18 protein-coding genes are annotated in these 26,115 nt (G+C 58.1%); 5 read left to right on the top strand and 13 right to left on the bottom strand.

The window, feature by feature from the left end; translation table 11 throughout:
• Positions 1–3 precede the first annotated feature (3 nt).
• Genes tagH through tssA form a run of 10 tightly spaced genes read right to left on the bottom strand, consistent with a single transcriptional unit; the run spans position 4 to position 12,314 of the window.
• Positions 4–1,206 (bottom strand): type VI secretion system-associated FHA domain protein TagH, encoded by a 1,203-nt coding sequence (tagH, locus tag N4Q37_RS13245; RefSeq protein ID WP_260958445.1) that lies wholly within the window; start codon positions 1,204–1,206, stop codon positions 4–6.
• Between the two features lie 18 nt (positions 1,207–1,224).
• Complete coding sequence (locus N4Q37_RS13240; protein WP_260958444.1) at positions 1,225–1,365, bottom strand: type VI secretion protein; 141 nt, start codon at positions 1,363–1,365, stop codon at positions 1,225–1,227.
• 58 nt (positions 1,366–1,423) lie between these two features.
• Positions 1,424–2,935: a sigma-54 interaction domain-containing protein gene (locus N4Q37_RS13235; protein WP_260958443.1), complete on the bottom strand. Its 1,512-nt coding sequence runs from the start codon at positions 2,933–2,935 to the stop codon at positions 1,424–1,426.
• 10 nt (positions 2,936–2,945) lie between these two features.
• Positions 2,946–5,531, bottom strand: a complete 2,586-nt coding sequence (gene tssH / locus N4Q37_RS13230; RefSeq protein WP_260958442.1) for a type VI secretion system ATPase TssH — start codon at positions 5,529–5,531, stop codon at positions 2,946–2,948.
• 11 nt (positions 5,532–5,542) lie between these two features.
• Complete coding sequence (gene tssG / locus N4Q37_RS13225) at positions 5,543–6,547, bottom strand: type VI secretion system baseplate subunit TssG (protein ID WP_260958441.1); 1,005 nt, start codon at positions 6,545–6,547, stop codon at positions 5,543–5,545.
• Positions 6,511–8,298, bottom strand: a complete 1,788-nt coding sequence (gene tssF, locus N4Q37_RS13220; RefSeq protein WP_260958440.1) for a type VI secretion system baseplate subunit TssF — start codon at positions 8,296–8,298, stop codon at positions 6,511–6,513. Before tssF ends, tssG begins: the two co-directional genes overlap by 37 nt.
• A gap of 6 nt (positions 8,299–8,304) precedes the next feature.
• Entirely contained in the window at positions 8,305–8,715 is a 411-nt protein-coding gene (gene tssE / locus N4Q37_RS13215) for a type VI secretion system baseplate subunit TssE (RefSeq protein ID WP_260958439.1), read from the bottom strand.
• 9 nt (positions 8,716–8,724) lie between these two features.
• Positions 8,725–10,200 (bottom strand): type VI secretion system contractile sheath large subunit, encoded by a 1,476-nt coding sequence (gene tssC, locus N4Q37_RS13210; RefSeq protein WP_260958438.1) that lies wholly within the window; start codon positions 10,198–10,200, stop codon positions 8,725–8,727.
• Positions 10,201–10,225: 25 nt separating this feature from the next.
• On the bottom strand, positions 10,226–10,729 hold the full coding sequence (gene tssB / locus N4Q37_RS13205) for a type VI secretion system contractile sheath small subunit (RefSeq protein WP_260958437.1): 504 nt from the start codon (positions 10,727–10,729) through the stop codon (positions 10,226–10,228).
• Between the two features lie 31 nt (positions 10,730–10,760).
• The gene (gene tssA / locus N4Q37_RS13200; protein ID WP_260958436.1) at positions 10,761–12,314 is read right to left on the bottom strand and encodes a type VI secretion system protein TssA; all 1,554 of its coding nucleotides are present in this window, start codon (positions 12,312–12,314) and stop codon (positions 10,761–10,763) included.
• 776 nt (positions 12,315–13,090) lie between these two features.
• Here tssA and N4Q37_RS13195 point away from each other — a divergent pair.
• Both N4Q37_RS13195 and N4Q37_RS13190 read left to right on the top strand, forming a co-directional pair.
• Entirely contained in the window at positions 13,091–13,450 is a 360-nt protein-coding gene (locus tag N4Q37_RS13195) for a DUF6124 family protein (RefSeq protein ID WP_260958470.1), read from the top strand.
• Positions 13,451–13,913: 463 nt separating this feature from the next.
• Positions 13,914–15,464: a TIGR04141 family sporadically distributed protein gene (locus tag N4Q37_RS13190; RefSeq protein WP_260958435.1), complete on the top strand. Its 1,551-nt coding sequence runs from the start codon at positions 13,914–13,916 to the stop codon at positions 15,462–15,464.
• A gap of 68 nt (positions 15,465–15,532) precedes the next feature.
• On the opposite strand, the gene N4Q37_RS13185 is transcribed toward N4Q37_RS13190, so the two are convergent.
• On the bottom strand, positions 15,533–15,934 hold the full coding sequence (locus N4Q37_RS13185) for a hypothetical protein (RefSeq protein ID WP_260958434.1): 402 nt from the start codon (positions 15,932–15,934) through the stop codon (positions 15,533–15,535).
• 274 nt (positions 15,935–16,208) lie between these two features.
• Positions 16,209–17,084 (bottom strand): DUF7946 domain-containing protein, encoded by an 876-nt coding sequence (locus N4Q37_RS13180; protein ID WP_260958433.1) that lies wholly within the window; start codon positions 17,082–17,084, stop codon positions 16,209–16,211.
• A gap of 480 nt (positions 17,085–17,564) precedes the next feature.
• Between N4Q37_RS13180 and N4Q37_RS13175 the strand changes: the two genes are divergently transcribed.
• From N4Q37_RS13175 to N4Q37_RS13165, 3 genes are all read left to right on the top strand, one after another.
• Positions 17,565–18,596 carry a histone deacetylase family protein gene (locus N4Q37_RS13175; protein WP_260958432.1) on the top strand — a complete coding sequence of 344 codons (1,032 nt, stop codon included), beginning with the start codon at positions 17,565–17,567 and terminating at the stop codon, positions 18,594–18,596.
• An 11-nt stretch (positions 18,597–18,607) separates the two neighbouring features.
• Complete coding sequence (locus N4Q37_RS13170) at positions 18,608–19,708, top strand: polyamine ABC transporter substrate-binding protein (protein ID WP_260958431.1); 1,101 nt, start codon at positions 18,608–18,610, stop codon at positions 19,706–19,708.
• A gap of 165 nt (positions 19,709–19,873) precedes the next feature.
• A complete protein-coding gene (locus N4Q37_RS13165) occupies positions 19,874–24,499 on the top strand; it encodes a dermonecrotic toxin domain-containing protein (protein ID WP_260958430.1) in 4,626 nt (1,541 codons plus the stop codon).
• Between the two features lie 42 nt (positions 24,500–24,541).
• On the opposite strand, the gene pdxR is transcribed toward N4Q37_RS13165, so the two are convergent.
• Entirely contained in the window at positions 24,542–26,089 is a 1,548-nt protein-coding gene (gene pdxR / locus N4Q37_RS13160) for a MocR-like pyridoxine biosynthesis transcription factor PdxR (RefSeq protein ID WP_260958429.1), read from the bottom strand.
• Between the last annotated feature and the right edge of the window lie 26 nt (positions 26,090–26,115).

Here is a 26,115-nt window from a genome sequence, read left to right as displayed (position 1 = left end):
TCGTCATCCGTGGCAATCGGTTTGCAGGGTGCTGATCAACCGCACCTGTTCTTCGTAGGCTCGGGCAAAGTCGCGGGCCAGGAGGCGCTCGGTCCAGTCATCATCTTGGCTCAGGGCGTGGTGATAACGACGATAAGCCCGCCAGTAGTGGCCCGACGTGCTGCACAGTGGCTTGTACTCGCGCTCCAGGCGAACCATCAGTTGCCGGGGTGAGAACTGTTCGAGCGTTGCGCGCATCGCGGCGCGGCTGGCGCAGAGCAGGGCCACCTGATGAGCCTGCAGATCTCGGAATGCATGGGCAATCGCCCGATCGGCCGGTATTCCGAAAGGCTTGTCCGGCCTCAACAGCATCCGCAGGGCATGGTGAACATCTCCGGCCAGTTTCAGCGGATTCGTGCCCCCGTCCTGAACGAGGGTCTGGGCCAGGCGCAGTTCGTTTTTCAGTTCCGAACGGGTACGCAGGCTCTGTTGCAAGCACTGGATGCTTTGCTTGAGCAGCCCCGCGACCTTGATCGCCAGGGCTTCGCGGGCCTCGTCGGACAGGCCTCCAAGCTCCATGTCCAGCGCGGCACCGAAACGCGTCCAAAAATCGTCGGCTGGGCATTCGCGCCCTTCCGACGGCGAAACGGGCACGTTTCCTGGCTCGACCGACGCCTCGACCAACTCGGGCAGCAGCAGATTTTCCATGTCGATGCGGGCGCAATCCGAACCTGCGAACGTTTCCAACGGTATGGCCGTCGGGTTGATCAGCTCATCGATGTCCGGGCAGGCGCGCGCCTGTTGGTCCAGCGCCTTCAATGGGTCGAGATCGAGAAAGGCATCGTCCGGAATGAGGCTTCCCCCCGACACAAAGCCGTTGGCCGGCGCGGTGTTACTCGCGGTATCGGTGACCAGTCGTGCGACGATTTCGAAGTCGCCCATGATGTAGGCATCTCCGTCCCTGATACGCACCGGCTCACCTTTGGGCAGGCGCACGCCGGTCTGGCGAAGGACCGTGCCATTCCCACTGGTGTCGGTCAGGAAAAAGCTCCCCTCAAGCAGGCTGACCTGGGCGTGACGCTTGGACAGCAGGCGCTGGCGATCGGGAATGCTCCAATCACAACCCTCGCCTCGCCCGATCACGCCACCGGCAGGCCCGAAGGTCTTGCGGCACATCTGGGTGGAGATGAACTGGCTGGCGCGCAGTATTTCGAAAACAAGTTCCATCTATGAGGCTCCCTACGCTCACTTGCGGCGATTGACCGCCTGTGGATCACCCAAGGGGCGATAGCCGGCGTCGTTGAATTTGTAATTGCCGCTGCAACCGACGGCAGCGGATAACACGACGAAGGACAGCAGGATCGTTTGCCAGCAATGGACAGGCATCAGCAGATCTCCAGGAATGACAGGGCCACGGGTATTGATGCGAACAGCAAGAACGGGATCAACCGTCGAGATCCTTGCGCTGGATTTTCAGAAGCCCGAGGCGGTAAACCAGTGTGCGCAACGGCAAGCGGAGTTCGCGGGCGGCACGCGTCTTGTTGCCGGCGTTCTTGCGCAGGCAATCGATCAAAAGATGGCGTTCGATCTGCTTCAGCCGTTCGCGAAGCCCCACGCGCTCGGAGAAAGGCTCGATGTGCAGGGCAAAATGCTCGACCAGCAGTTCGCCTTCTCCGCACAACACCACCGCCCTTTCCACGACGCTTTTGAGTTCACGCACGTTTCCGGGAAAGCTGTAGGCGGCCAGGTGTTCGAGCGCCGCGTCGGACCAGCGCACCGGATCGCGCTGCAGCAATGCGCAGGCCTTTTTGGCGAAGTGCCGGGCCAACTCGATGATGTCGCCTGCCCGTTGGCGCAACGCCGGCAACTGGATGGGGAACTGTGCGAGCCGGTAATACAGGTCTTCGCGGAACTTGCCTTCCTCCATCAATTGCTTCAAATCGCGATGGGTCGCGGCAATGACGCGCACGTCGATCTTGTGGGTGTCGTTGGAACCCAACGGACGGATTTCGCCCTCCTGCAACACCCGTAGCAACTTGGCCTGGAGGGACAACGGCATGTCGCCGATTTCATCGAGCAACAGCGTGCCTCCGTTGGCGGCATCGAACAGTCCGGCGCGATCCCGATCGGCCCCGGTGAAAGCCCCCCGGCGATAACCGAACAACTCGCTCTCCAGCAGGTTCTCCGGAACGGCTGCACAGTTCTGTACGATGAATGCCTTGGACCGACGAGGGCCGCACTCGTGAATAGCACGCGCAGCCACTTCCTTGCCCGTACCGGTCTCGCCCCGCAGCAACACGGTGTAGGGGGTATGCAGTACTTTGCCGATCAATGAACAGGTTTTGCGCATTGCCGAACTCTTGCCAATCATGCCGTGGCCATCGAAGGCCGGCAGTTGGGGGGTGACAGGCAAGGTTTCATTGGCAGCAGGTTGCAGGTGTTGTAGCGCAAGCCATTGGCCGAGTGCGAACGCACCCAGATGCCTGAGGGATTCAGCGAAGCCTTGCAGGTCGACATGCCGGGTACTGGCACACACCACCAGGCCTTCGACGTCGCCTTTCGAATTGACGAGGGGCACACAAAGTAGCGACTGCCACGGTGCGCTCCGGACCGGCAGGAAGCCGGTTTCTTGCCCGCTGTCACTCAGGGCGCCAAGGCATACGACTCGGTTCTGGCGCAAGGCGAACTGCAATAGATGCTCGGCGTGGTAATCAGCCGGCGGATGGCTCCGATCACCGAGCCGCAGTTGGCCATCCAGGTATTCGCCGTTCATCTCCAGGCGAGTGCCGGTGGCATCGAGCAAGTACGCTTGCACCAGTTCACAGCCAGTGAGCAGTGCGACTCCCCGGATAAGATTTCCCATTAATACCGCGCCGTCCGTCACCTGTGAAAGGTTCGAGAATTGCGCCACGAGCGCTTCGGCATACGCCAGCGGTTGCGAGACTTGCTTGAACATCGCGGCCACCTCAGTTGAATTCACAAACGAGGCCGGAGTCGGCGTCGAGGGTGGCGTGTACCTGTCGCAATGCTTCACCGTTGGCCATGGCGGCGAGCAATCGGTCTGCAAGCAGGGGCATCAAGTGCTGTTCGAGCAGTTGGTCAATCAAGCGCGCACCGCTGTCACTGCGCGTGCAGCGCTCGACCAGGTAGTCCACCAGGCGCCCGCAATAACTGAAACGGAGTTGCCGTTGCCCCAGCCGCTCGCCCAGGCGATCGAGTTTGATTGCCACCAGCTCGCGTATCACCGATCCACTGACCGGGTAGTACGGCACCACCCGCATGCGGGCGAGCAGCGCGGGCTTGAAGTGCTTGCTGAGTATCGGGCGAATGACGTGTTCAAGATGGTCGGCACTCGGTTGCGCAGCGTTTTCGCACAGTTCGCTGATGCGCTCGCTACCCAGGTTCGATGTCATCAGGATCAGCGTGTTGCGAAAATCGATTTCGCGCCCTTCCCCGTCGTTGGCCAGTCCCTTGTCAAAGATCTGGTAGAACAGGTTCAACACTTCCGGGTCGGCTTTTTCGACCTCGTCGAGCAACAGCACCGAATAGGGTTTCTGCCTTACGGCCTCGGTCAACATGCCGCCTTCGCCATAGCCGACGTAACCCGGGGGCGCGCCGATCAGGCGAGAAACGGTGTGTTTCTCCTGGAACTCTGCCATGTTGAAAATACTGATGAAGCGCTCGCCGCCATACAGCAGGTCAGCCAGGGCATGTGCCGTTTCGGTCTTGCCAACACCGCTCGGTCCCACCAGCAAGAACACACCCACCGGAGCGTCGGGCTTGTTCAGGCCCGTGGCGGCGATACGCATCGTCCGATCGAGCATCTGCACGGCCTGCTCCTGCCCGCGAATACGAGCCCGCAGGTCAGTCGCAAAACTGGCAATTCTGGCGTCGTGTTCCCGCGCCAGTTGTGCCAGGGGGATCCCCGTCCAGGCGTTGATCACCTCGGCCACCAATCGCGGGCAGACTTCAAAGCTGACCAGGCGCGCCTGGATTTGTGCAGCGACCAACCTGTCGTGGGCTTCGCGCAATGCCGCTTCCAGGGTTGCGGCTCCCTGGTCTGGATCCTCTGCCGTATCCCGTGCGCCGGCCAACTGTTGACGCAAGGACAGCACGCGTTGCGCAAGAACGCGTTGCTCGGTCCATTGGGCATCCAGTGCCCGGCACTCGCCTTCGATGGCAACCAGGCGCGCCTCCAATGTCTCCAGCGCCTGCACATCGGTTGGCAGGCCGGCCTGTGCATCACGACGCAACGCCTGGCATCGACGCTCGCCTTCGGCCAGTTCGCCACGCAATCGCTCGAGGCTTGGCGGCGCAGCGGCGAGACTGATGCGCACACGCGCACACGCGGTGTCGAGTACATCGATGGCCTTGTCCGGCAGTTGACGACCCGCCAGGTAGCGGGCCGACAATTGCGCGGCTGCGACCACCGCATCATCGCGCAGGTAGATTCCGTGACTGCTCGCGTAGATCGGGGCCAGGCCGCGCAGAATGCTCACCGCCTCATCGACGGTCGGCTCAAGTACTTGCACCGGCTGGAAACGACGGGCCAGGGCCGGATCCTTCTCAAAATGTTGTTTGTATTCGGACCAGGTGGTGGCCGCTATGGTGCGCAATTCGCCGCGGGCCAGGGCCGGCTTGAGCAAGTTGGCTGCATCGCAGCCACCGACATTGCCGCCCGCGCCGACCAAGGTATGGGCCTCGTCGATGAACAGGATGATGGATTTTGGCGACGTCTTGACGCCGTCGATCACACCTTTGAGACGGCGCTCGAATTCACCTTTCAGGCTGGCACCCGCCTGTAGCAGCCCCATGTCCAGAGACAACAGCTCAACGTCGACAAGCTCCGGTGGTACTTGCGCGGCCACGATGCGCAAGGCCAATCCCTCGACGACAGCGGTCTTGCCCACCCCCGCTTCGCCCACCACGATGGGGTTGTTCTTGCGGCGGCGAACAAGGATATCGATCATCTGCCGGATCTCGCCGTCCCGACACAGCACCGGGTCGAGGCGCCCTTCACGGGCTTGCTGGGTGAGGTTGTGACAGAAGCGGTCCAGCAGCGAATCAGCCGATGCAACAGGCTGGCCGGTATCCGACTGGACTTGTTGTGACAACGCGAACGCCTTCAGCCGGTCCACATTGATCCCGGCAAGCAACGCCTGGTAAGGACTGCCTGCATAGCGAAGCGGGTTGCGCAGCACCGCCAGGATCAGAGCCGCTTGTCCGACCTGGCTCTGGCCCAACTCCAGATTGGCCACCAGCAGTGCGTCCTGCAGCCATTGCACCAGTTCGGGCGAGAATACTGGATTGCGTGCAGCGCTGTGCTCCCCACGCGGTTGCAGGACAGCGCTCAGCTCACCGACACTGACACAGGCATCCTGCAACGCCCGTGCTAGCAGGCTTTGCGGACGCTCCAGCAAACCCAGCATCAGGTCCTCCACCAAGACTTTGTGCGCACCACGTGCCACGCATCGTTCGGCCGAACGCTCCAGGTCATCCCTGGTTTCGGCGTCCAACGCCTGAATGAGTTGCTGAAGGTCTACGTTGATCATGTCATCCATTCCTAAAGAGCCTGGTTGCCGAGAATGAGCACGCCGTCGGCGCGCTCGTGCCCCAGCCAACTCGTCCATCCCAAGCGGCAGGTGTTTTGTTCGCCGATACGCAATTCACGTATTTCCTGACGGCGCAGGACCAGGCGAATGTCATATTCGAGGGGATCACGCAGGGTGAATCGCACCAGTGAGCACAGCGGTTGGTAACCGGCGCCGATAGGCAGGAACTCGTGGAAACGCTGCCAATCCAGTTCGCCAATATGGATCCGGAACTTACCGCTGCGGTCGCGTACCCGCTCGCCCATGACCAGGTCGCCGCCCAACAGGCTGTTGGCGCGTCCCAAGCGATTGTGTTGCTCGGCCAGTATGTCCACACGGCGCTCGACGCACTGCTCCAGGTTCAAATGGGCATGCTTGAAGTAGTAACGCAGTACCGCTTCGATCAACGCCGCGGAATGGGCTCGAAGGCTCAACAGGCCCAGGTACGGCAGCAGGCGCTTCCAGTTCAGCTGGGTGGCCTTGCGTATTTCCTCGCCACCCAGGCCGATCAAGGCAAACAGTTGCCCTGAGAAGGAGTCCCTGGCGCCGCTTTGGAAGCTTGCGCAATAGCGGTATTTACGCCAGATCGGCAGCAACAGTCGCTGAAGACGATGGTGGAGCAGATCGAGGAAATGGCGAGTGGGATTGCCTTCCTCGCCCCCCAGGGCCTGTTCGCCATAGAACGCCGGCAGCGGCGATCCCGAGCCTGCCAGGTTGAGCAGGTTCAAGCGCAGGCATGCTCGCAGTTGCCCCCGCTCCTCGAAGAACTCCACACGATCGATGTCGCTGCCGGGGAACCCCAGGCTTGGGTTGCCCTGGAACTCCAACCGGTCATACAGCGCTTCATCATCCAGGTCGGGATGGGCTTCACGTAACCGGTCAATGACCAGCAACATGGCCTGGAAGAGCGTGTACTCGCGTATTCCGCGCGTCAGCACGCTTAAAGAAGCGGCTGCTGGCCCATACGGGGTGTCCATTGGTACACCTCTCCCTGTGTGCTGTTCACCCGCAGTTCGTGGAACGAATTGAGGCTGGCATAAAGTGCGAAAAACTCATTGAGGACCGATGCAAAGACGAACAGGTCGCCCTCGCCGATGTAGCCCCGCGGATCGATCGTCAATTCCGTGCGCAAGCCGCGGACCGGTAACCCCCGATGCAGTCGGTCGACAGGTTGGTGCCTGATCGACTTGAGCCCGTCCAGCAAGCACTTGCTGACCTTCTCTGTCTGTTCGTCGTGGTAGCGCGGGAAATCGTAGGTTTCGAGAATCACCTTGAGTGCATTGACGTCCGCCAGCGACAGGTAGTTGAGCGACATGTTGCTGATCAGCTTCCAGAGAAAGTCGCGGCCCAGCGGCGGCGCGAAGCTGGAGGTGACTGGACCGATATTGCGAAAACCCAGCGCCTCAGGGCTGTTTTCACCCGGCTGGTCGATGTCACCCGGCTTGAGCCGACGCGGCAGGTTCTGGTTGGTGCACATCAGCTCGATCGACAGGGTTTCATGGAACTCGGTGTGTCGGGCCCCAAAGGCCAGGCAGGTGTCGAGCCCCCCATGCAAAAACGATGGGCGCTGGCGAACGCTGTAGTAGGGGCGATTATTGGGCACATCGAAGCTTGCATCGTGCTCGAACGACTCGAACGGCACATAGGCCTGGTAGCCAAGACCACCGGGGCGCCACCCGGTGACGCTTTCGACTGAGAACACCCCGCAATGCTCCAGGTCATGACCCGCCGGCAGCAGCAGGTACTCATCCTGTTTACCATCCAGACGAATCGGCTGCGCGTCATGCTTGAACAGGTTGGCGATGGGCGTGCAATACAGCTTCACGTTGTCCAGCGTCGGGCGCAGCCGCTGGATGCCGCTTTTGCCGATGTCGAATCGCAGCTCCAGGCCACGCATCTGCTGGATACGGCTGTCTGGCGCCGCGTTGATCACGTCCAGGCCATTGACGTCGACGAACAGGAACTTGTCCTGAAAAGCGAAATACTCCTGCAAGTAGCGATAACCGCGAAAAGTATTGAGCGGATACGGCACCAGTGCTTCGTCTTCGGTAAAGCCTACCGGCTGGACGCGGTCGACCGGGATCTTGAAGGACAGGGGCGTGCCATCGACAGCGGTGATGGGCTGGCCGGCACTGTCCAACGGGACCAGCTCGAGGCCTTCGAGGTTGTGCAACAGGCCGAGATACAGCATCTGGCTGATGTAGCGCTCGCCAGCCAAGTGCAGACGCAAACGGCTCAATTGCAACTCGCCCAGGTGCCCCTCGCAATGCATCGCCAGGCGCAAGCTCAGCAGCGACCCGTCGCCCTTCACCGAATAGCTCAACCCGGTCAGGTCCAACGCCAGGACCTCGGTCGGATAACACGTCAGGAAACGGCAGCGCACCTGCTGGATGGGTTTGCTTTCGACCGGCGTATCGCGCTCCACCCGTAGTGCGGGGCCGGACCGTTGTAGTGGATCGAATTGCAGGATGCTGAAGGCGGGCAGTGGCCGCATGTAATTGGGCCAGAGCAACTGCATCAACGAATGGCTCAGCTCCGGCAATTCATCATCGAGCTTCTCGCGCAGGCGCCCGGTCAGGAACGCGACCCCCTCCAGCAACCGCTCCACATCCGGATCTCGTCCGGCCAATCCCAGGAACGGCGCCAACGCCGGGTTACGCTCGGCAAAACGTCGCCCCAACTGACGAAGCGCCGTCAATTCACTCTGGTAGTAATGGTTGAACGACATGGCTGGCTATCCTTGACTGACCTTCACTTGGCCGCTGCCATCCAGGCACGCGGAGAAACTGACCGACCGCTTGACCCCTTCCACCTCCAGCAACGCATCGATGCTGAAAGACAGACGAAGCTGATCGACGTGACTCGGTAACGAAGCGACGCGCACACCTTTGAGGCGTGGCTCGTACGCCTCGATAAAGCACTCGATCGCTTCGCGCGCCTGGCTCCTCGCGTCATGCAGGCTCAAGCGCATGTCATTGAGATCCGGCAGTCCATAGTCGGCTAACGTCTGCACGCTACCTGCGCGCGTGCTGAGCATCTTGGCCAGGTGCGCAGCCACGGAGACCACGACACAAGCCTCACGGCTCAAGCCTGCACGTTTCTCGACATCGCCATTCAGGCGCTCGAAAAGACTGCCGTAAGTCATGGGCGACACTTATTCCTTATCCAGCTTGCCCACCAACGACAGGGTGAAGTCGGCCCCCATGTATTTGAAATGGGGGCGCACGTTGAGGCTGACGCGATACCAACCCGGATCACCTTCCACTTCACTGACGAGGATCTTCGCCGCGCGCAGCGGACGACGGCCACGAACCTCGGCACTTGGGTTTTCCTGGTCGGCCACGTATTGGCGGATCCAGTTGTTCAGCTCACGCTCCAGGTCCGTGCGTTCTTTCCATGATCCCAGTTGCTCGCGTTGCAGGACCTTCAGGTAATGGGCCAGGCGATTGACGATCATCATGTACGGCAACTGGGTGCCAAGCCGGTAATTGAGCTCCGCACGCTTGTCTTCGGCACTGTTGCCGAAGAACTTCGGTTTCTGCACCGAACTGGCGGAAAAGAATGCAGCGTTATCGCTGCCTTTGCGCATGGTCAGGGAAATGAACCCTTCCTCGGCCAGTTCGTATTCGCGACGGTCGGAAACCAGCACTTCGGTCGGGATCTTGGTTTCGATTTCGCCCATGCTCTCGAAGTGGTGCAACGGCAGGTCTTCGACGGCCCCGCCGCTCTGAGGGCCGACGATGTTCGGACACCAGCGGAACTTGGCGAAACTGTCGGTCAGCCGGGTACCGAAGGCGAATGCCGTGTTGCCCCACAGGTAATGCTCGTGGCTGTTGGCAACGGTTTCCTTGTAGATGAACGACTTGACCGGGTTCTCTTGGGGATCGTACGGATTGCGCAACAAAAAGCGCGGTACGGTCAGGCCAAGGTAACGAGCGTCTTGCGATTGACGGAAGCTCTGCCACTTGGCGAATTGAGGGCCTTCGAAATGGTCCTTCAGGTCCTTGAGGTCGGGCAGGCCAGTGAAGCTTTCCAGGCCAAAGAATTTCGGACCGGCCGCAGCGATGAACGGCGCATGGGACATGCAGGCGACACTGGACACGTACTGCATCAACTTCACATCCGGCGAGCTGGGGGACATGAAGTAGTTGGCGATGATCGCGCCCACCGGCTGCCCACCGAACTGACCGTATTCAGCGGTATAGATGTGTTTGTACAGACCCGACTGCATGACCTCCGGCGAGTCTTCGAAATCGTCCAGCAGATCGCTCTTGGAGACATTGAGCATTTCAATCTTGATGTTTTCACGGAAGTTGGTGCGCTCCACCAACAACTGCAAACCACGCCATGCCGATTCCAGCGCCTGGAATTGCGGGTGATGGAGGATCTCGTCCATCTGGCGACTGAGTTTGGTATCGATCTCGGCGATCATGCGATCAACCAGGGCTTTCTTGACCGGTTCGCCGTTGTTCTGCGGCTTGAGCAGTTCCTCGATAAACGCCGCCACGCCGCGCCTGGCGATGTCGTAGGCCTCATCGTCCGGGGTCAGGCAGGTCTGGGCGATGATGCTCTCGAGAATGCTGTGGTCGGCATTGTTCTGGCTTTGCTGCTGTGCTGCTTGGGTGCTCATGTGTCGGCCTCCTTGGCTGGAAGAATCAAGCGTTCGCGACGGGGGCATTCAGGCCCAGCTCATCGAGTACGCGACTGCGGGAACTGTCATCGGCGAGCACGCTCTCGATGGCTTTACGAAACGCAGGAACGTTACCCAGCGGCCCCTTGAGCGCGACCAACGCATGGCGCAGCTCCATCAGTTGCTGGAGTTGCGGCACTTGCTCGACAAGACTCGCCGGGTTGAAGTCCTTCATCGAGTTCATGCGCAGTTGCACAACCAGCTCCTCGCTACCGTGGGCGTCCTGAAGACGGTTCGGTACGCTCAGGCTCAGGTTCAACGCTTGCTTGGCCAGTACCTCGTTGAAGGTCATCTTGTCGATGCCAATGGGCTTGCGATCTTCGAGCTTGCGCTCGTCTCTTCGATGGGTGTAGTCGCCAATAGCCAACAGCTTCAGCGGCAGTTCAATCTCTTCCTGAGCGCCGCCAGTGGCAGGCTTGAAGGTGACGTTGATGCGTTCCTTGGGGGCGACCGAGCCGTCTTTGGCCATGATTTACTCCTTACAATGGGGACCCGAAGGCCTATTCGATGACCCGTTCCAGGTCGAGATGACATAACCTGCGGTAGGTCTCTTCCTTGCGTTCGCGCACAACCTGGTTCTGGGGCAACAACTCGCAGCAGTTGTGCAGAAGGTGCAGCACCTGCAGCGAAAGTCCGGGCTCCCAGGCATTGAGGCCAGCGTCTTGCAGCTTCTGATCGAGCGCTTCGAGCTGGACCTTGACGAGTTCGTATTTCTTGGCCGAGAAGCACAGGCGAGCCATCGCGAACTGCCAGAGAAACCGCTCACGCGCGCCCTGGGCCCCCTGCATGCCTTGCATGAGCAACTGGACACCGGGTTTGAGACCATCCTTGGGCAGAATCGACCGAGCCTCTTGCAGCGTCAGCTCCCAGGGTGCGAGCTCGCCGATGACATCGGTAGGGGGGGCAATGGGACTTTGCAGGTGAGGCATGACCTGGGCACTGATCCAGGCCTGGGTGGCCGAGTCGGCGAATGGCGCACCGTCATGCCAGCGCAGCTCGACCACACCCGGGAGGCGCTGGATGAACCAGGCAAATTGAGTTTCCACTTCCCGCATGGCCGGTTCTGCGTTGAGTCCTTGCAGACATTCCCAGGCAAGCCTGTGACCGTCGAGCCAGAACGGAGCCGTCGCCAGGCTCGTCTCGACCTCCACCAGCAGGTTCGCGTAATGCCCCTGCTGAAGGCTGTCCCGATAGGCCTTGAGTTTGTCTGCCGGTGGGCTGCGCAACTGGGTGATCTGTTCGGCGTTGCGCTCGGGCATGGTATCGATACCCAACCAGAGCAAGGTACGGTTCAGGCGCAGGGCGCGGGCATCAGTCGCTTTTTGTTTGAGCCACCAGGCGCACAGCGCACGTGCACCGTCCTGCTGGGCGCGCAGGGCCTTGTGCGCTTCTTTTTCGTTTTCGATCGGGGCGCCGGGGCTGAGCAGTTGCGTGGCGACTTGTTTCACTTGGGCAACGACCGTCCCGATGGCACCCGTTGGCGGCAGGTTGTCAGTCACTCCCCGGAGCCGGTTGTTGAGTCGCCGGTACAGTGGCAACAACAGCGGTGCTTCATCGCCCAGGTGAGCAGTGCAAGCAGCATCGAGGCCTTCGAGCTGCTCCGCCAGATGACGGAACACGGGCATCTGTTCCTTGATCGCCACCTCTTCGCTTAATGCCTGCTCCAGGTACGGAACCAGCCACTGGATGCCGGCAGCGCGGGTCCGGGGCTTCGCCGGGTGGAGTTCGGACCAGTGGTTCTCGCACCAGTGGCGCAGGAGGCCGAGGCCGGCCAACAGCCCCTGATAGGATTCACGTTGATACAACGCCCACGTCAGCCAGCACGCCACGCGTAGATCCTTCGACTGAGTGCGCAACAGCGCCTCGCTCCCATCAAGGACCTTCAACCAGTCGACTTGCCCGCTTTCATGCATCGACCGGGTCTTGTCCAACTCGCTTTCCAACGCTTCGTATTCATCTGAAAAACGCACGTCCGCGCCCGCGAAACACTCCAAGGATACTGGAGATTTGGCGAGGGCCAGGTAATGGGCGGACAGTTTTTCGGAATACGACATTCACGACCCTGGTTGGGAAACAGTGTTAATGACGTGGTCGACAATGATCATGTCATTATTCAAGGGACTAAATTGATTTTTCTTGTAGGAAGTTTCGCCAAACACAGGAAAGTTTCTTCACAGCAATAGCGTTGACCGATCTCCGGCCCTCCAAACGCTGCGCAGAATGCCAAAGTTTTAACGGTAAAAAAGTAGGACCTTTCGTTTTTTGAAAGGAAAATTGGAGCCTGTTGAATGGTCAGAAATATCCGAAGCCAACATCCATTTGGCAACCATCAAATACAGCACACCGTCAATTTCAAAACCAATTCAAAACTCTTCGTCACGAATACACCTAACCCCGAAGAAACCAGGTTTTTCCTCGGCTGACGTATCTACAACACCTATTGCTCATCGGTTTGAGCGGGTTGGCCGCAGGCAATAAACATCAATGTTTATTCTCCTGCCGCTAATCTTCCGTCAAGCCACGCATCCTTGCGCCTTTGCCTACAACTACGCCAGAATCCGCCTGCTTGTGCGCCTTGCCTATGGGTTCTATCGTTTTCCGACCACTGCCCATCAGTGGTCGGGTTTAGTAGCCCTGGTTGGAAATACATAATGGTTGCATGAGTCTCGTCAGTCAGGCGTTGCCTGCACTTGATGGTGGCTGTGCGCATGGCGCCTTCGGGCGCGCCGGGCTTTTGTGTATTTTCCACCGGTCTACTAACTTGCGCACAGCTGCCACCCCCTTCGTTTAGTAGCGAGATGGTTGCGGCCTACTAGAAGGAAAAATGCATATGTTCAAGATAACTCCGAACCCTCCAGAAACTGACTCAATGTCTGCCCATCCCGGTCGCAAGAAAAAACAGCAGGATGAAGCCGCCAAACGCGCCTTGGATTACTACCTGCTACCGAAACCGGAAAAGTCCGAAGATGCATCCAAACCGGACCAGCTCTTTACCGTGGCAAAAAACGCCGACAACGAATGCCTACTCGCCAACCTCAGCGAAAATCTGGCATCCGCCGACGCGATGATCAGCAACCTAGCCTTCGACCTCGAAGGCCCCCGCCGCCACATCGCCCTCGGCGTCCAGCAACTGATTGAACTGAGTTCATTGTTGGCGAATCGAGTGCTGGATAACGTCGATCCGCGCTAGCAAAACCGAGAGCAAAAAAGGCATATTGGTCCATCCCAATATGCCTTTTTTAAAATTCTTTCCTCGCAGACGAAACTCTACAGACCGTAACCGGCTGATTCAGTGGAAAAAGACGGTCCTCTCCGAACGTCATTTATTGGGAAAATAGAAGCTCCCATCAGCAAGCATCTACGTGAAATTTCCGTCTGAAAGGCGCTACGAAGATTCAGGAATTCAATCTCCGACGCGTAACCTTCTGGTTTGAAAATCGCCGCCGATTTTTTCAACAGAATCGACCAGAAGCAGACGTTGGCTCCAAGGAGTGGCATCCGCCCGGCAGCATTCCATTGACGGACTGTTAGCGTCTAGATATCAGAACTCACCTAAATACGGCTACTTCCTACTATCGGTAGGGAAATCTTGTGTTTGCGTTCGTTTGACCTAGTGTCAATTTAAGATCGAAACGACAAGTCAAGGAGGGCGTATGAAGCTCACCATCAATGTGTTTCTGCTTAAGACAGGTCGAACCATTCATGACGCTCTCTCCGATGAGGTCAGACTCGACCCAATTTCATTTTCACTCTCTGGTGTGGAATGCCTTTTCTACCATGAGACGAACGCCTCCCATCCAAGGTGGATACAGCTGTTCAGTAATGTCGAAGAGGTCGCCCAGTTGGATTTGCACGGCAGATCCCTTAAGGCCCTGATGGTAATGGCGGTAAATGATCGCGTCTTCTGCTTCACCTTCGGACATGCAAGACACCTCATTGATGGCATCAGCATTGAGCGCTATTTTGGGCTACGAACGGCGTTGAGCCTCACCGATCCACTGCTCATAAAATCAGTAGAAAAGTCCAATATAGATAGAGCGCCACTACGCTCGAAGTCTCAATCTTCAAAGCACCTATCCATATCTGAGTTCGATTTCAAATTTGATTCGGAGATTCTGAAGTCGTTAACGGGCGTGGTTGAGAGCGAAAAAGACGACAATGAGTTTGTGAGTGGCTCGGACTCATTGGCTTTGCACTCAGATGTCAGACTAGAACAGCTTCCTGAAATTGCTGCTCGATTGCTGGTTGCCTACGAAGACGAGCGCTGCAAGGAAAAATACCCTTGGATGGATTACATCGTTCCGGTACGAGACGCAGCGCTTGTTTCTCAACTAGATAACTCGCTAGTGACGATCGTAAACGCACAGGATTTTGATCAGATTCGTGCTGCGGCGCCGATGCTTTTGACCGACGACATTAGTGGCTTCGGTTATGTTCGGCATAGTGGACGCTCACGAAACGGCCCTGCAATTAACTTCGATCTTGATCTCCGACAAGCACTCTTGGCAAAGCAGATCCTAGGAACGGTCTCTCTCCAATCGCTCCATTCCGAGCGTATCTATCTCTACAATGCTGAAGGTCAGCGACGTGAATGCTGGTCATTATATGAGTGCATTGAAGCAGAGATTGAGCTTGAAAATAAGGTGTATCTATTGAGCGAGGGAGACTGGTACCAAATTGATCGGGACTACACCGATCAGGTCAATCGATACTTCGAAACTGCTACTCCATCGGACTTACAATTTCCTCCTTACGGTACAGACCACGAAGGCCCATATTTAAGGCGAATTGCTGACAACGCGAATTTTTACCTCCTTGATCAGAAACTTGTACAGCTAAGTGGCGCCTCAAGCTCCTTTGAGTTTTGCGATCTTATCACACCGGAAAATCATATTATCCATGTAAAAAAGTACTCCTCCTCCAGCGTACTAAGTCACTTATTTTCGCAGGCCTACGTTTCCGCTGAAGCGTTGATCAATGCTCCGGAAGTTACAGTGCAAGTCAATGCATATCTCGCGTCCGACGGGGACTTTCGATTTGTGTTTGACCCTGCGACTCAGCCTAGGAACAAAATCGTGTTCGCCATTATGCAGTCCAATGAGGTACTGCATATGCCATTTTTCTCAAAGGTCAATTTCAGGCAATTTGCCCAACGATTAATTGCGATGGGATATCAAGTGCAGATTTGTCGAATAGCAAACTGACTGAATCAGCTGAGACACTGACTGAACAAGCCACACTTAATTACAGTCAAGGAGCGCAAACTTCAGAATCACCTTTCTGTTTGCGATGTGTCTCTGCTTTCTAAACTCGATTCATAGCTGTTAGTGCTTTCGAAATCCACCCGAAGTTTTTGCTGTTTTAGCATCAATTCCGAGAGTTGCTCTCTTGTCTGTTTTTTGAATTCTTCTGGAGCGTCCTTGTCCTTGAGGTGCTTTCGGCATATTTTGATAGCTACCGCGATAGCTGCTTCCTGCCTGAGAAGTGCAGGGGGGTGGTCAATTTTCGTGTAAAGCCTTATAAGCAATAATGCCAGAAAAGGGGTAATCAACTGTGATAGGTTGCTTGCTACCTTCAAAGATTCCGGCGTGCTTGAAAATAGCAAATCACATAAGTTGATAGCTGCAGCATTGATAATTGCTGTTAGCGAGGCAAAAAGCATATTGTTTTTCATGCGGTGTGCCTCCGAATGGCGGAGCTTGTATCGTTAAGCTTGTAGATTTTGCTTTGCTTGAACAGGCGCCTCTTGATGTAATAAGTGCTTTTTACTGTGCCATTCTCTGTGTACTCAATGATCGCATCTCTTGGAATTAATCTGTTGAGCAAATAACTGAGTAGCGTTTTTATGAATACGTATACAAATGGGGAACTCAGGATTAGAGTCCCCAAGAGAAGCGCTTCAGATATGTCGCGGTCCGTCCACATAACTGGTGATCTCTGTCGCGCCGCTAGTTAATTACTCGCTTGATCGTATAGGTATTCTTAGTGTTGCCTGGTCTGCGAGTCTGCTCGTGCTCCAGATCGACGGTATACAGCTTGTCTTTCTGGAATGCCTCTTCGTTAGCAGTAACTTTTTGCATAAAACCTTCGTCTGCAATGTGCACTGCACACTCAAAACCATCACGTGTCTGAATTCTCCAGCCTGTCTTGCCTTTAAAGTTCAGCGCAATAAATTTGACTACGACCTGATTGGTTTCGGTAACTACTTCTTCTAGCGAACCAACTTTTAGCGGGTCAAATAGTCCAATTTTTTCAGGCGCTATCTCAACTTCGACGGTATTGTTTTCGCCGAGCAGCTTGACCCGAGCACCTTCAATATTTTCGACAGGAGCCTTAATGACTTTATGGAGGGCCGCTCGGACAGTCTTGTCTGTCACGAGTTGAGCAATACGCTCCGGAATTTCGATCTTTTCACCCTCAACTTCGAGGGTCGCGATTTTGGTGTTTACGTCAACGGAGTAACGATCAATTTTGCGATCTTTTAATCTCTCAATGACGCTGATGGCGGTAGCACTGCCGACTGCTAGGCCTGTTGTAATAAGACCTACGCCTGCTAGTAGAGCTTTAGTTGTGATTGGATCGGCCAGGATAGCAAAAACGACTTCAAGCGAGCCTTCCTGCGCGGGCGCTAGAACCTTGAGTTTTGCTTCTGATGACCCGTTACTAACAATTTTGGCGGCAGCCTTAATAAGCTCATCCATGCCTAATATCGCGTTACCCAACGACTTCGCATCAATCATGTGATTAGCCAGCTCACTGCCCTCAGCGTCATAAGAGATCGCAAATACAGTTTCTACTTTTTCATCCTTGGGCTGCTGGTTCATCTACTGACTCTTGGCTCTTTAAGGGTTAGTAACGTGATTGCGCAATTTGCAAACACACAAGACGCAAAAAATGACGCTAAGGTTTGGCGTCATTGAGAGGTAGCACGAGGCCATCGTAGCGGTTGCGCCACGTTGGTACTAGATGCGTTCGCTCCTTTTGCCCTCTTTTTTACGCTCGGTCGTGCCGCTGAGCCCAATCGAGCCGCGCAAGGCTCTACAGTCGGTACTTCCGAAGTCTACCTGTCGATGGCGGCGCTAGCTCTCAAACATCTCGCCTGGACGGAGCAAACTCCCTCGCCACGGTTCAAAGCCTCAAGGAGGCTTACGCCCCTTCCCCGCGCACACCCGCGCCAACAAGGGGCCATTTACGGTCAAACCTTTTGGCCACATCGATCCCCTTTTGGCCTCTCCTGCCGTTTTCTTCAAACGCCCCACCCCGCGAGACTGTGACCATTCGAACCAGCCTTGCGGAGAACAATAATGCTGACGATCTATTCGGACGATCACCACCTGCACCACGGGCGCTGCGAGTTGATGGACGGGCAGTTGATGCCTTGCTTCGAAATGCCCTCGCGGGCCGATCACGTACTGGACCGGGTCAAGGCCCGGGCGCTGGGGCCGGTGCAGGCGCCGCAGGATTTTGGCCTGGGGCCGATCCAGCGCATTCACAGCACAGCGTATTTGGAGTTCTTCAAGGGCGCGTGGGCGCGTTGGACGGCCTTCAACCGCGAAGGCGATTTGTTGCCGTTCACCTGGCCGGCCCGCACGCTGCGCAGTGTCATCCCGAAGAGCCTGCACGGCCAGCTCGGTTATTACAGCTTCGACGGCGGCGCGCCGATCACGGCGGGCACGTGGCAAGCGGCCTATAGCGCGGCCCAGGTGGCCCTCACCGCCCAGGCCGAGATCCAGCGCGGTGCCCGCAGTGCCTTTGCATTGTGCCGTCCGCCCGGCCACCACGCCGCCAGCGATTTGATGGGCGGCTATTGCTACCTCAACAACGCGGCCATCGCCGCCCAGGCCTTTCTCGACCAGGGCCATAAGAAGGTGGCTGTGCTCGATGTGGACTATCACCACGGCAACGGCACGCAGTCGATTTTCTATGAGCGCAGCGACGTCTTGTTCAGCTCGATCCACGGCCACCCGGAAGCCGAGTTTCCGTTCTTCCTCGGCTATGCAGACGAGCGCGGCGAAGGCGCCGGTGAAGGTTTCAATTTCAACTATCCGTTGCCGGCCGGCTCGGCCTGGGATGCCTGGAGCGCAGCCCTGGAGCAGGCCTGCGGCGAGATCCAACGCTATGGCGCGGATGTCATCGTCGTGTCCTTGGGCGTGGACACGTTCAAGGACGACCCGATCTCCCAATTCAAGCTCGACAGCCCGGATTACCTGGCGATGGGCAAGCGCATCGCGGCGCTCGGCAAGCCGACCCTGTTCGTCATGGAAGGCGGCTACGCGGTGGCCGAAATCGGCATCAATGCCGTGAACGTTCTCGAAGGTTTCCAAGACGCCCAATGAGGAACAACAGCATGAACAGACTCAAGCGTTTGATGGTGCCCGCCCTGTGTGCCGGGTTGCTGTGCGGGGCTGCCCAAGCCGAAGAACGGACCCTGCGCGTCTACAACTGGTTCGACTACATCACGCCCAAGGCCCTGGACGATTTCAAGGCGCAGAACAGCCAGGTCAAGCTGGTCTATGACATCTTCGACACCAACGAGGCGCTGGAGGCCAAGCTGCTCACGGGCAATTCCGGTTACGACGTGGTGGTGCCGTCCAACGTGTTCCTGGCCAAGCAGATCGAGGCCGGGGTGTTCCAACCCCTGGACCGCAGCAAGCTGCCGAACTGGAACCACCTCGATCCCAAGCTGATGAAGCTGATCGAAGCCAACGACCCGGGTAATCAATTCGCCGTGCCCTACATGTACGGCACCATTCTGATCGGCTTCAACCCGGACAAGGTCAAGGCTGCCCTGGGCGACAGTGCCCCCGTCGACAGCTGGGACCTGATCTTCAAGGAAGAAAACATCAGCAAGCTCAAGCAGTGTGGCGTGGCCTTGCTCGATTCGCCTTCGGAGATCCTGCCCCTGGCGTTGCAGCACCTGGGCCTGGACCCCAACAGCAAGAAACCGGCGGACTACGCCAAGGCCGAGGCGTTGTTGCTGAAGATCCGGCCGTACATCACCTATTTCCATTCGTCGAAGTACATGGCCGACATCGCCAACGGTGACATCTGCGTGGCGGTGGGCTACTCCGGCAGCTTCTCCCAGGCGGCCAACCGGGCCAAGGAGGCCAAGAACGGCGTGACGGTGGATATGCGCCTGCCCAAGGAAGGCGCGCCGATCTGGTTCGACATGCTCGCCATCCCCAAAGGGGCGAAGAACCCGGACGACGCCTACACCTTCATCAACTACCTGTTGCAACCGCAGGTGATCGCACCGGTCAGCGATTTCGTCGGCTACCCGAACCCGAACAAGGACGCCACGACGATGGTCGACCCGGCGATCCGCAACAACCCCAACCTGTACCCGACCGAAGCGGCCATGGCCACGCTCTACACCCTGCAACCCTTGCCCAAGGATGCCGAGCGCGCACGGACACGGGCCTGGACGCGGATCAAGTCCGGCCAATAATCCGCCCCCGCAGCCTCGCAGCGACACCCGCCGATGTGAGGTTGCATATACGAGGCTGCATATACATAGTTACCGCCTTCCCGGCCCTGTGCCTGCCTAGCATGAAATACCCGGAGCGTTTTGCTGCGGGGCTTTCATGCATCGCCACACAGGGAGAAAAACCGGATGCCAGAAACCTCTACCCCCACACCTGCCACGCCTTCTGCGCCTTCCACCTCCACGACACCCGGATCCAGCCTCGGGGACGCCGTGATCAACCAATTGCTCGCCGGCCCCACCTCCTCGGAAGTGGCCGCCAGGTTGCTGCGCGAAGCCCTCAAGAAGCTGTACCCCACACTGAACCTTGATCCGAACAACACGGTGGTCGGCGAGCCTGGCTGGGACATCATCAACGGCGAACTCGTGGAACTGTCTACGCGTTATCAAACGCTTAGCAATATATTGGCTGCGCGCCAGGCCGAGAGCGACCCGACGCTGCTGGTCGAAGGGTTCCACTTCCTGAGCCAGTTGCCCCTCGTCACACCCGAGGTGCACCTGCCGGTGCGGATCAGCCAGATTGGTGGTTTGATCAACGAACTGGTGCCCGTCATGACGCCCGCCTGCCAGGAACAGCAACTGGCGTACTGGAACACGTCGCGGGGCAGCTCCGCGCCTCGCTGGCATGACCTCTCCAACACGCTGCGCAAACTCTGGGACGTCAGCCAGGTCCCGGGCTGGACCGCGACCGAATGCGACATGGCCAGGCAACTGTTCCTCTACCCCACCCTCAAGGACCGCACGGACCATGGCCGCTATGACACTCACGCCTACCTGATCGACGTCGATGAGGTGGAGGGCGACAAGGTAACGCGACTTATCGAGAACATGCTGGTGGTGCTGATCGGTCAAATCGACAAGCAGCAAACCATCCTGGCGTACTCCCTGCGCAACGGCTATGAGAAGTTCGATTCGCTGCACGCGTTGGGGCTATCCATCCCGGGGCACCTGGGTGTGGTCAGCAGCAAGAAGATCCAGTGGCGGCTTTACGAGCCCGCCGGCAACCTCTTCGATTACAAGGCCTGCGGGCTGATCGCGACGCAAATCAAGATCCTCAACTCCCCTGAAGTGCTGGAGAGGTTCATGTCCGAAGAAGGCGATCAGCCGGCGGCCAACGGGCTCAACGTGGCTGACGGTCCCAGTGTGGCCTGGTTCGAGAACCAGATGCCCGACTGGCTGCGGCAAGCGTCTATATCCGACCAGGTGCAGTTCGCCCAGCACATGAAAAACCTGTCGGCGCTGAGCAGCTTCCAGGCTGGCAAGACTTATCAGGACGACATCCCCACCCTCAAGCGCCACGCATCGACCGCACTCAAGCAACAGATGCAAACGGAACACGCCAACGCCTCGACGCTCGACCCGGAAAAGATCGAGATTCAGGTACAAACCCCTGTTGTCTGGGGTACGTTCTTTGTCCCCGGAGCAGTCGACACCACCCGGTTCAGCCTTGTCGAGCTGGCGCTGCAAAACCTGATCGCGCTCCCCCTGGGCAACAAAGTGGTCAGGTCTCTGGACGGCAAGACGTTACCCGCCTGGATGACCGTCGATTACATCGAGGCACTCATTACCAAAATCGATATCGGGCGTGTCTACCCGGAACTGGTCAAGAGCAAGCTCTTGGACGACCAGGCAGAGTCTGTCCGGCGCCAGGAGCTGTACACCTCCCAGCTGCGTATCCAATTACCCATGCTGGCGCTGGAAAACAAAATCCGCGGACAGGGCAATATCGACGAACGAGGCTACCGTTACGTCGCCGCGCTCATGGAGCCCGAGGAAGCCGATCGCAAGGTGGACGGGCAAACAGTCGTGCTGCGTAAACTGGCCTTCATGTCCAACCAGCCTTTGAGCACCTCCGAGGACGCGGTAACCAACATGTTCGTGATCGGCCCGCAAGACCTGAGCGCCGGTCCTTGTGTGCTCTACCGTCCCCTGCTTGAACCGCAGTTGATCCAGTACCCGACACCCAGCAACCTGCTCTATGCCATCCGGCAAACACCTGACTTGCGCCAGTCCGTACTGGCGTGGCTGCCCGATGAAACACGCGAGTATTACAACCGCTATGTTTTTTCAGGCACGGTGCCCTCCCCCTGGGCAATCGTGGAATTCACGGCGGACCCGTTCTGGGCCTGGTCCAATAGCGCCCCTGTCAGCTTGAGCGACACCCACCTGGGCACGGATTTCTTGCCCCTGCTGTTCAAGGCCAACGCTGATGCCCTGGTCGAACTGGCCGACCGCCAATCGGTTTCCAACCGCGAAAACCGCTGGCAAACCTTCAAGCACGCCAGTTGGCTGATTTTCAACCTGGCACTGCCCTACCTGGGAACGACCGTAGGCACCGCGACCTGGCTCTGGCAAATCCTGGACGACGTTGAAACGCTGACACAGCCCAGTGAGAACTCCAACAATCGGGCCACGTGGGACGCCTTCGTCGACCTGTTGCTAAACATCGCAATGGCAATCACGGCTCATGCCATCGAGCGCGCACAGCAACACAGTACCGCCCGCCGTGTAGCCGCGCCAGAGACGCTACCCAAATTGGAGAACCTGGTAAAACCTCCACTCATCATCGAAAAACTCCCACCGTTGACGAGCAAGGAACTGCCCTTCGAGCACTATGACGCCATCCACAGCAGCGGCGCCCTGGCAGGCAAATCCGGTGACCGCGCCACGCTCCTGGACGCCTTCGCCATCGACCCGCCCGCACAACCAGGGGAGCTTCAGACCGAAGGCGCACTCAAGGGGCTCTACCAGCAGGCAGACCAGTGGTACGCAAAGATGGCCGGGAAATGGTTCAAGGTGATGGTCGAAAACGAACGAGTGTCCGTGGTCGACGGCAAAGATCCCACACGGGCAGGCCCGGCCTTGAGGCACACCTACGACGAATGGCATATCGACACGCGTCTGCGATTGCGCGGCGGCGGCGCCAGGGAGACCCGGCAAAAAGTCATCCAGGAAGCAAAAAGCCTCAGCACTCGACTGCTTGTCGAACTGAACCGCTTCGAGCAAAAGAAACCGGAGGGCCAGACGCTGTTGACCATGAACGCGCGCCAGTTGAACAAGGCAACGAGTACCTCCAAGGAGACCAAGCGCATCGCTTATCTCAGTACCTTGAAGACACAGCGCGAGAGTTATGAAGAGGCGTTGAAAATCCTCACCGAGTGGCCGGTCTTCCAGTCAAGGCCCGACGCCCCCCAAGTCCGGCTCAGCTACCTGAACGCACAAATCAACTTCACGTTCGAAGAAATAAACGCCCTGAAAGAACGATTTACCCCGGTGCTCAGGGACGCCCTGGAGATGAGCACTTCAGGTGTCGAGGAAGTGGAGCAGCAGCACGTGGACACGGCCGACGGCATGATCCGCATCGGTGAGGACATGATTGAACGGCTGGACTACATGGAGACACGCTTTTCCAACCTCAAGAAACTGGGGCGCGAAGGCTTTGAATTCGTCCGCGATTACCGTGGGAAAATGCCGGCCTACAAGAGCGATGCGATCAGGTTGATCCAGTTGGACATGTATCGACACCTGTGCCTGACACTCGAAAGCGTCAACAGGGTCCCCGAAGGCTGGGCAGACATTAACCAGATGGTCGATAACACCACGGTGGCTTTTCAAAGCCTGCACGACGCCGTCCAAGAGCGAAGCGTGATCCGGCTGGACGAGCAGATCGATACCTTTGGCAGCCTGACGGAACAGTTCACGGCCATCGAAGAGCACCTTGAATACGTGCGCAATGAATACAAGGATCACGTCCGGCCGGCCGAGCTCAATCGGCTGGGTAGGCAGATCGCGAAGCTCAAGACACAGACACTGGCCGAGCTGAGCCGTGCGCTGGACGAAAGAAGCACTCGACGCAACTTGGGCAATGCCTACGAACAACGCCCAAGGACGCGGAAAAAATTCATCAGGGCCCGTTTCTGGGGCCTCGTCAGCGGCGAAGTTCGCTTGAACAAACTGCACGAGGAAACCGATTGGCTCGACGTCAAGAACCCACTCACAGACAAGATCATCGCCACGTTCCATCGCAAGGAAACCGGCGAATGGGTGCCCCATGCGAACGCTGAGATTTCCCTGGCCATTCCGACCCTGGCCACCAGCGTCACGAAGGGTCGGGCCCTGGTCAACGGCCTGGCCGCGTTCAAGACACAGCTCGAACAATACATGAACAATCCGAACCGATCGCCCGCCGGCATCGGGATCATCCTCAACGCCCATGCAGCCAGGATGGAGAAGGTCGGCGCTGCGATCAAAAAGGCGCTGGACAATCTTTCAAATGAAACGGTGAGCGTTCCCTTAGCCGAACAGCGTCTGGCCGAATCCACCCGCCTGGAACTCAAGAAGGCTTCCAAAGCCCTCTACGAAGAAGGGTTCGAAACGGTACTGAAAGTCATCAAGCAACGTCCTCCGACCATGAGCGGCGTTATCTGGCTTAAAAGCCGAAACCTGATTTCCATCACCCGGCAGAAACAACGGCAACGTATCAAGCGCCCGATCCACGCCTACCTGGACCGATACGAGATCAGAGACCGGATAGAGAACAAGACACTCTGGTTTGCCGATTTTCAGTACTCCACCGATTGGGTCCCCGCCCATGCCTATCTGTCCGCACGCTTGAAAACACCGGAGCAGGCCAACACGATCACGGCCAATAACTCCCTGCAGGAGCTCAGTGAGCTACAACTGATCAACTATTACCGCAGCGAAATTGCCATGGACCAGGCCAAGGAAGTGTTCTTCACAAAACGCTCTTCGTGAGGACGCTTGCCCGGGCATCACCTGATATCGAGCGTCATATCGTCATCCTTGCCAGGCCTTCACCAGCTTCACCAGCGCGGCGCCAATCGCCGCTGGCGGGACGGCTGCGAACCCCAGCACCAACCCGGCGCGCACTTGCGCCGGGTGGGTGCCGGGCAACGAATAGTCACTCAAGCCATTGATTTCGACACCGGCAGCGGTCGCTTGGGCGATCAATTCACGCTCACGTTCAAGGCTGTCCACCGGCACCGTGACATGTAGCCCGGCCACAACCGCAGGCATCGCGCCAACCCCCGCGACTGCCTTCGGCCAGCCCGCGAGCAATGCGTCACGCCGCACCAGTGCAGCCCGGCGCATACGGCGAATGTGCCGCTGGAAATGCCCGACGGCCATGAACTCGGCCATCACCGCCTGGCTACTGGCTTCCGAATGGCGAACATCCACCGCGCGGCGTCGGGCGAAGGCGTCCACCAGACCGGGCGGCAGCACCAGATAACCCAGGCGCAAGGCCGGGAACGCAACCTTGCCGAACGTCCCGACGTAAAGCACGCGCCCCTGGCGATCCAGTGCAGCCAACGGCGCCAGCGGCGCGCCGCTGTAGCGATATTCGCCGTCATAGTCGTCCTCGACGATCCAACCGTCGTTGCGCTCGGCCCAGGCCAGCAGTTCCAGCCGTCGCGCAAGGCTCATGACCACGCCCATGGGGTATTGATGGGAGGGCGTCACATAGGCCAGTCGACAGTTGTCCAACGCCCCGAGGGCCGCACAATCCAGGCCATCGCCGTCCACCGCTACACCGCGCACATCGGCACCGGCGACGGCAAACGCGTGGCCGGCGGCACGATAACCGGGGTTTTCCACCGCGACGATATCACCCGGATCCACCAGTAGCTGTGCACAAAGGCTGATGCCTTGCTGGGCGCCGCTGGTGATCACAATTTGTTCAGCCGTGCACTGCAGGCCGCGAGAACTGCGCAGATACGCCGCAATCAGGCCGCGCAAGCGTGCGTCACCTTGAGCATCGCCATAGCACAGTTGCTGCAAATCCGGCTTGCGCCAGAAAGCCGCATTCAGCTTGGCCCAGACGTCGAAGGGAAACAGATCGAACGCCGGAATACCCACCCGAAACGCCTTGGGCGGGCCGCTGGGCGGCTGGGCCAAATGGTGTTTTTTGACTCGTTCCAAGGCGCCGCTGTGGATAACTTTACTGGACGAAACCACAGGTACATCTAGCCAATCTGTGGATAAACCTGGGGATAAGCTTGTTGAAAACCCTGTGGATAGATTTGTGGATATGTTTTTGAGCGGCAATGCCGACGAAGACAGTTTGGCCACGTAGGTGCCGTCGCCCACCCGTCCTTCAATGAAACCCTCGGCGTAGAGCTGGTCGTAGGCGCGTACCACGCTGTTGCGGGAAATCGACAACGCCGCGGCGAGGTCACGCGTAGCCGGCAGGCGCGTGCCGCTGGCGAGCCGCCCATCCAGCACCCGGGCACGCAAGGCTTGGTAAAGCTGGCGACTGAGGCCCTGACGGCGATCCAGCTCGATTCCGGCGGGGTTGAACGACAGCGGTGGCAGGACGTTGTTCATGGCAGCGCTCGCAAATGGACCTATCA

Source organism: Pseudomonas citri, from assembly GCF_025336485.1.
Lineage (GTDB): Bacteria > Pseudomonadota > Gammaproteobacteria > Pseudomonadales > Pseudomonadaceae > Aquipseudomonas > Aquipseudomonas citri.
This window is presented reverse-complemented; position numbering and strand designations above follow the sequence as displayed.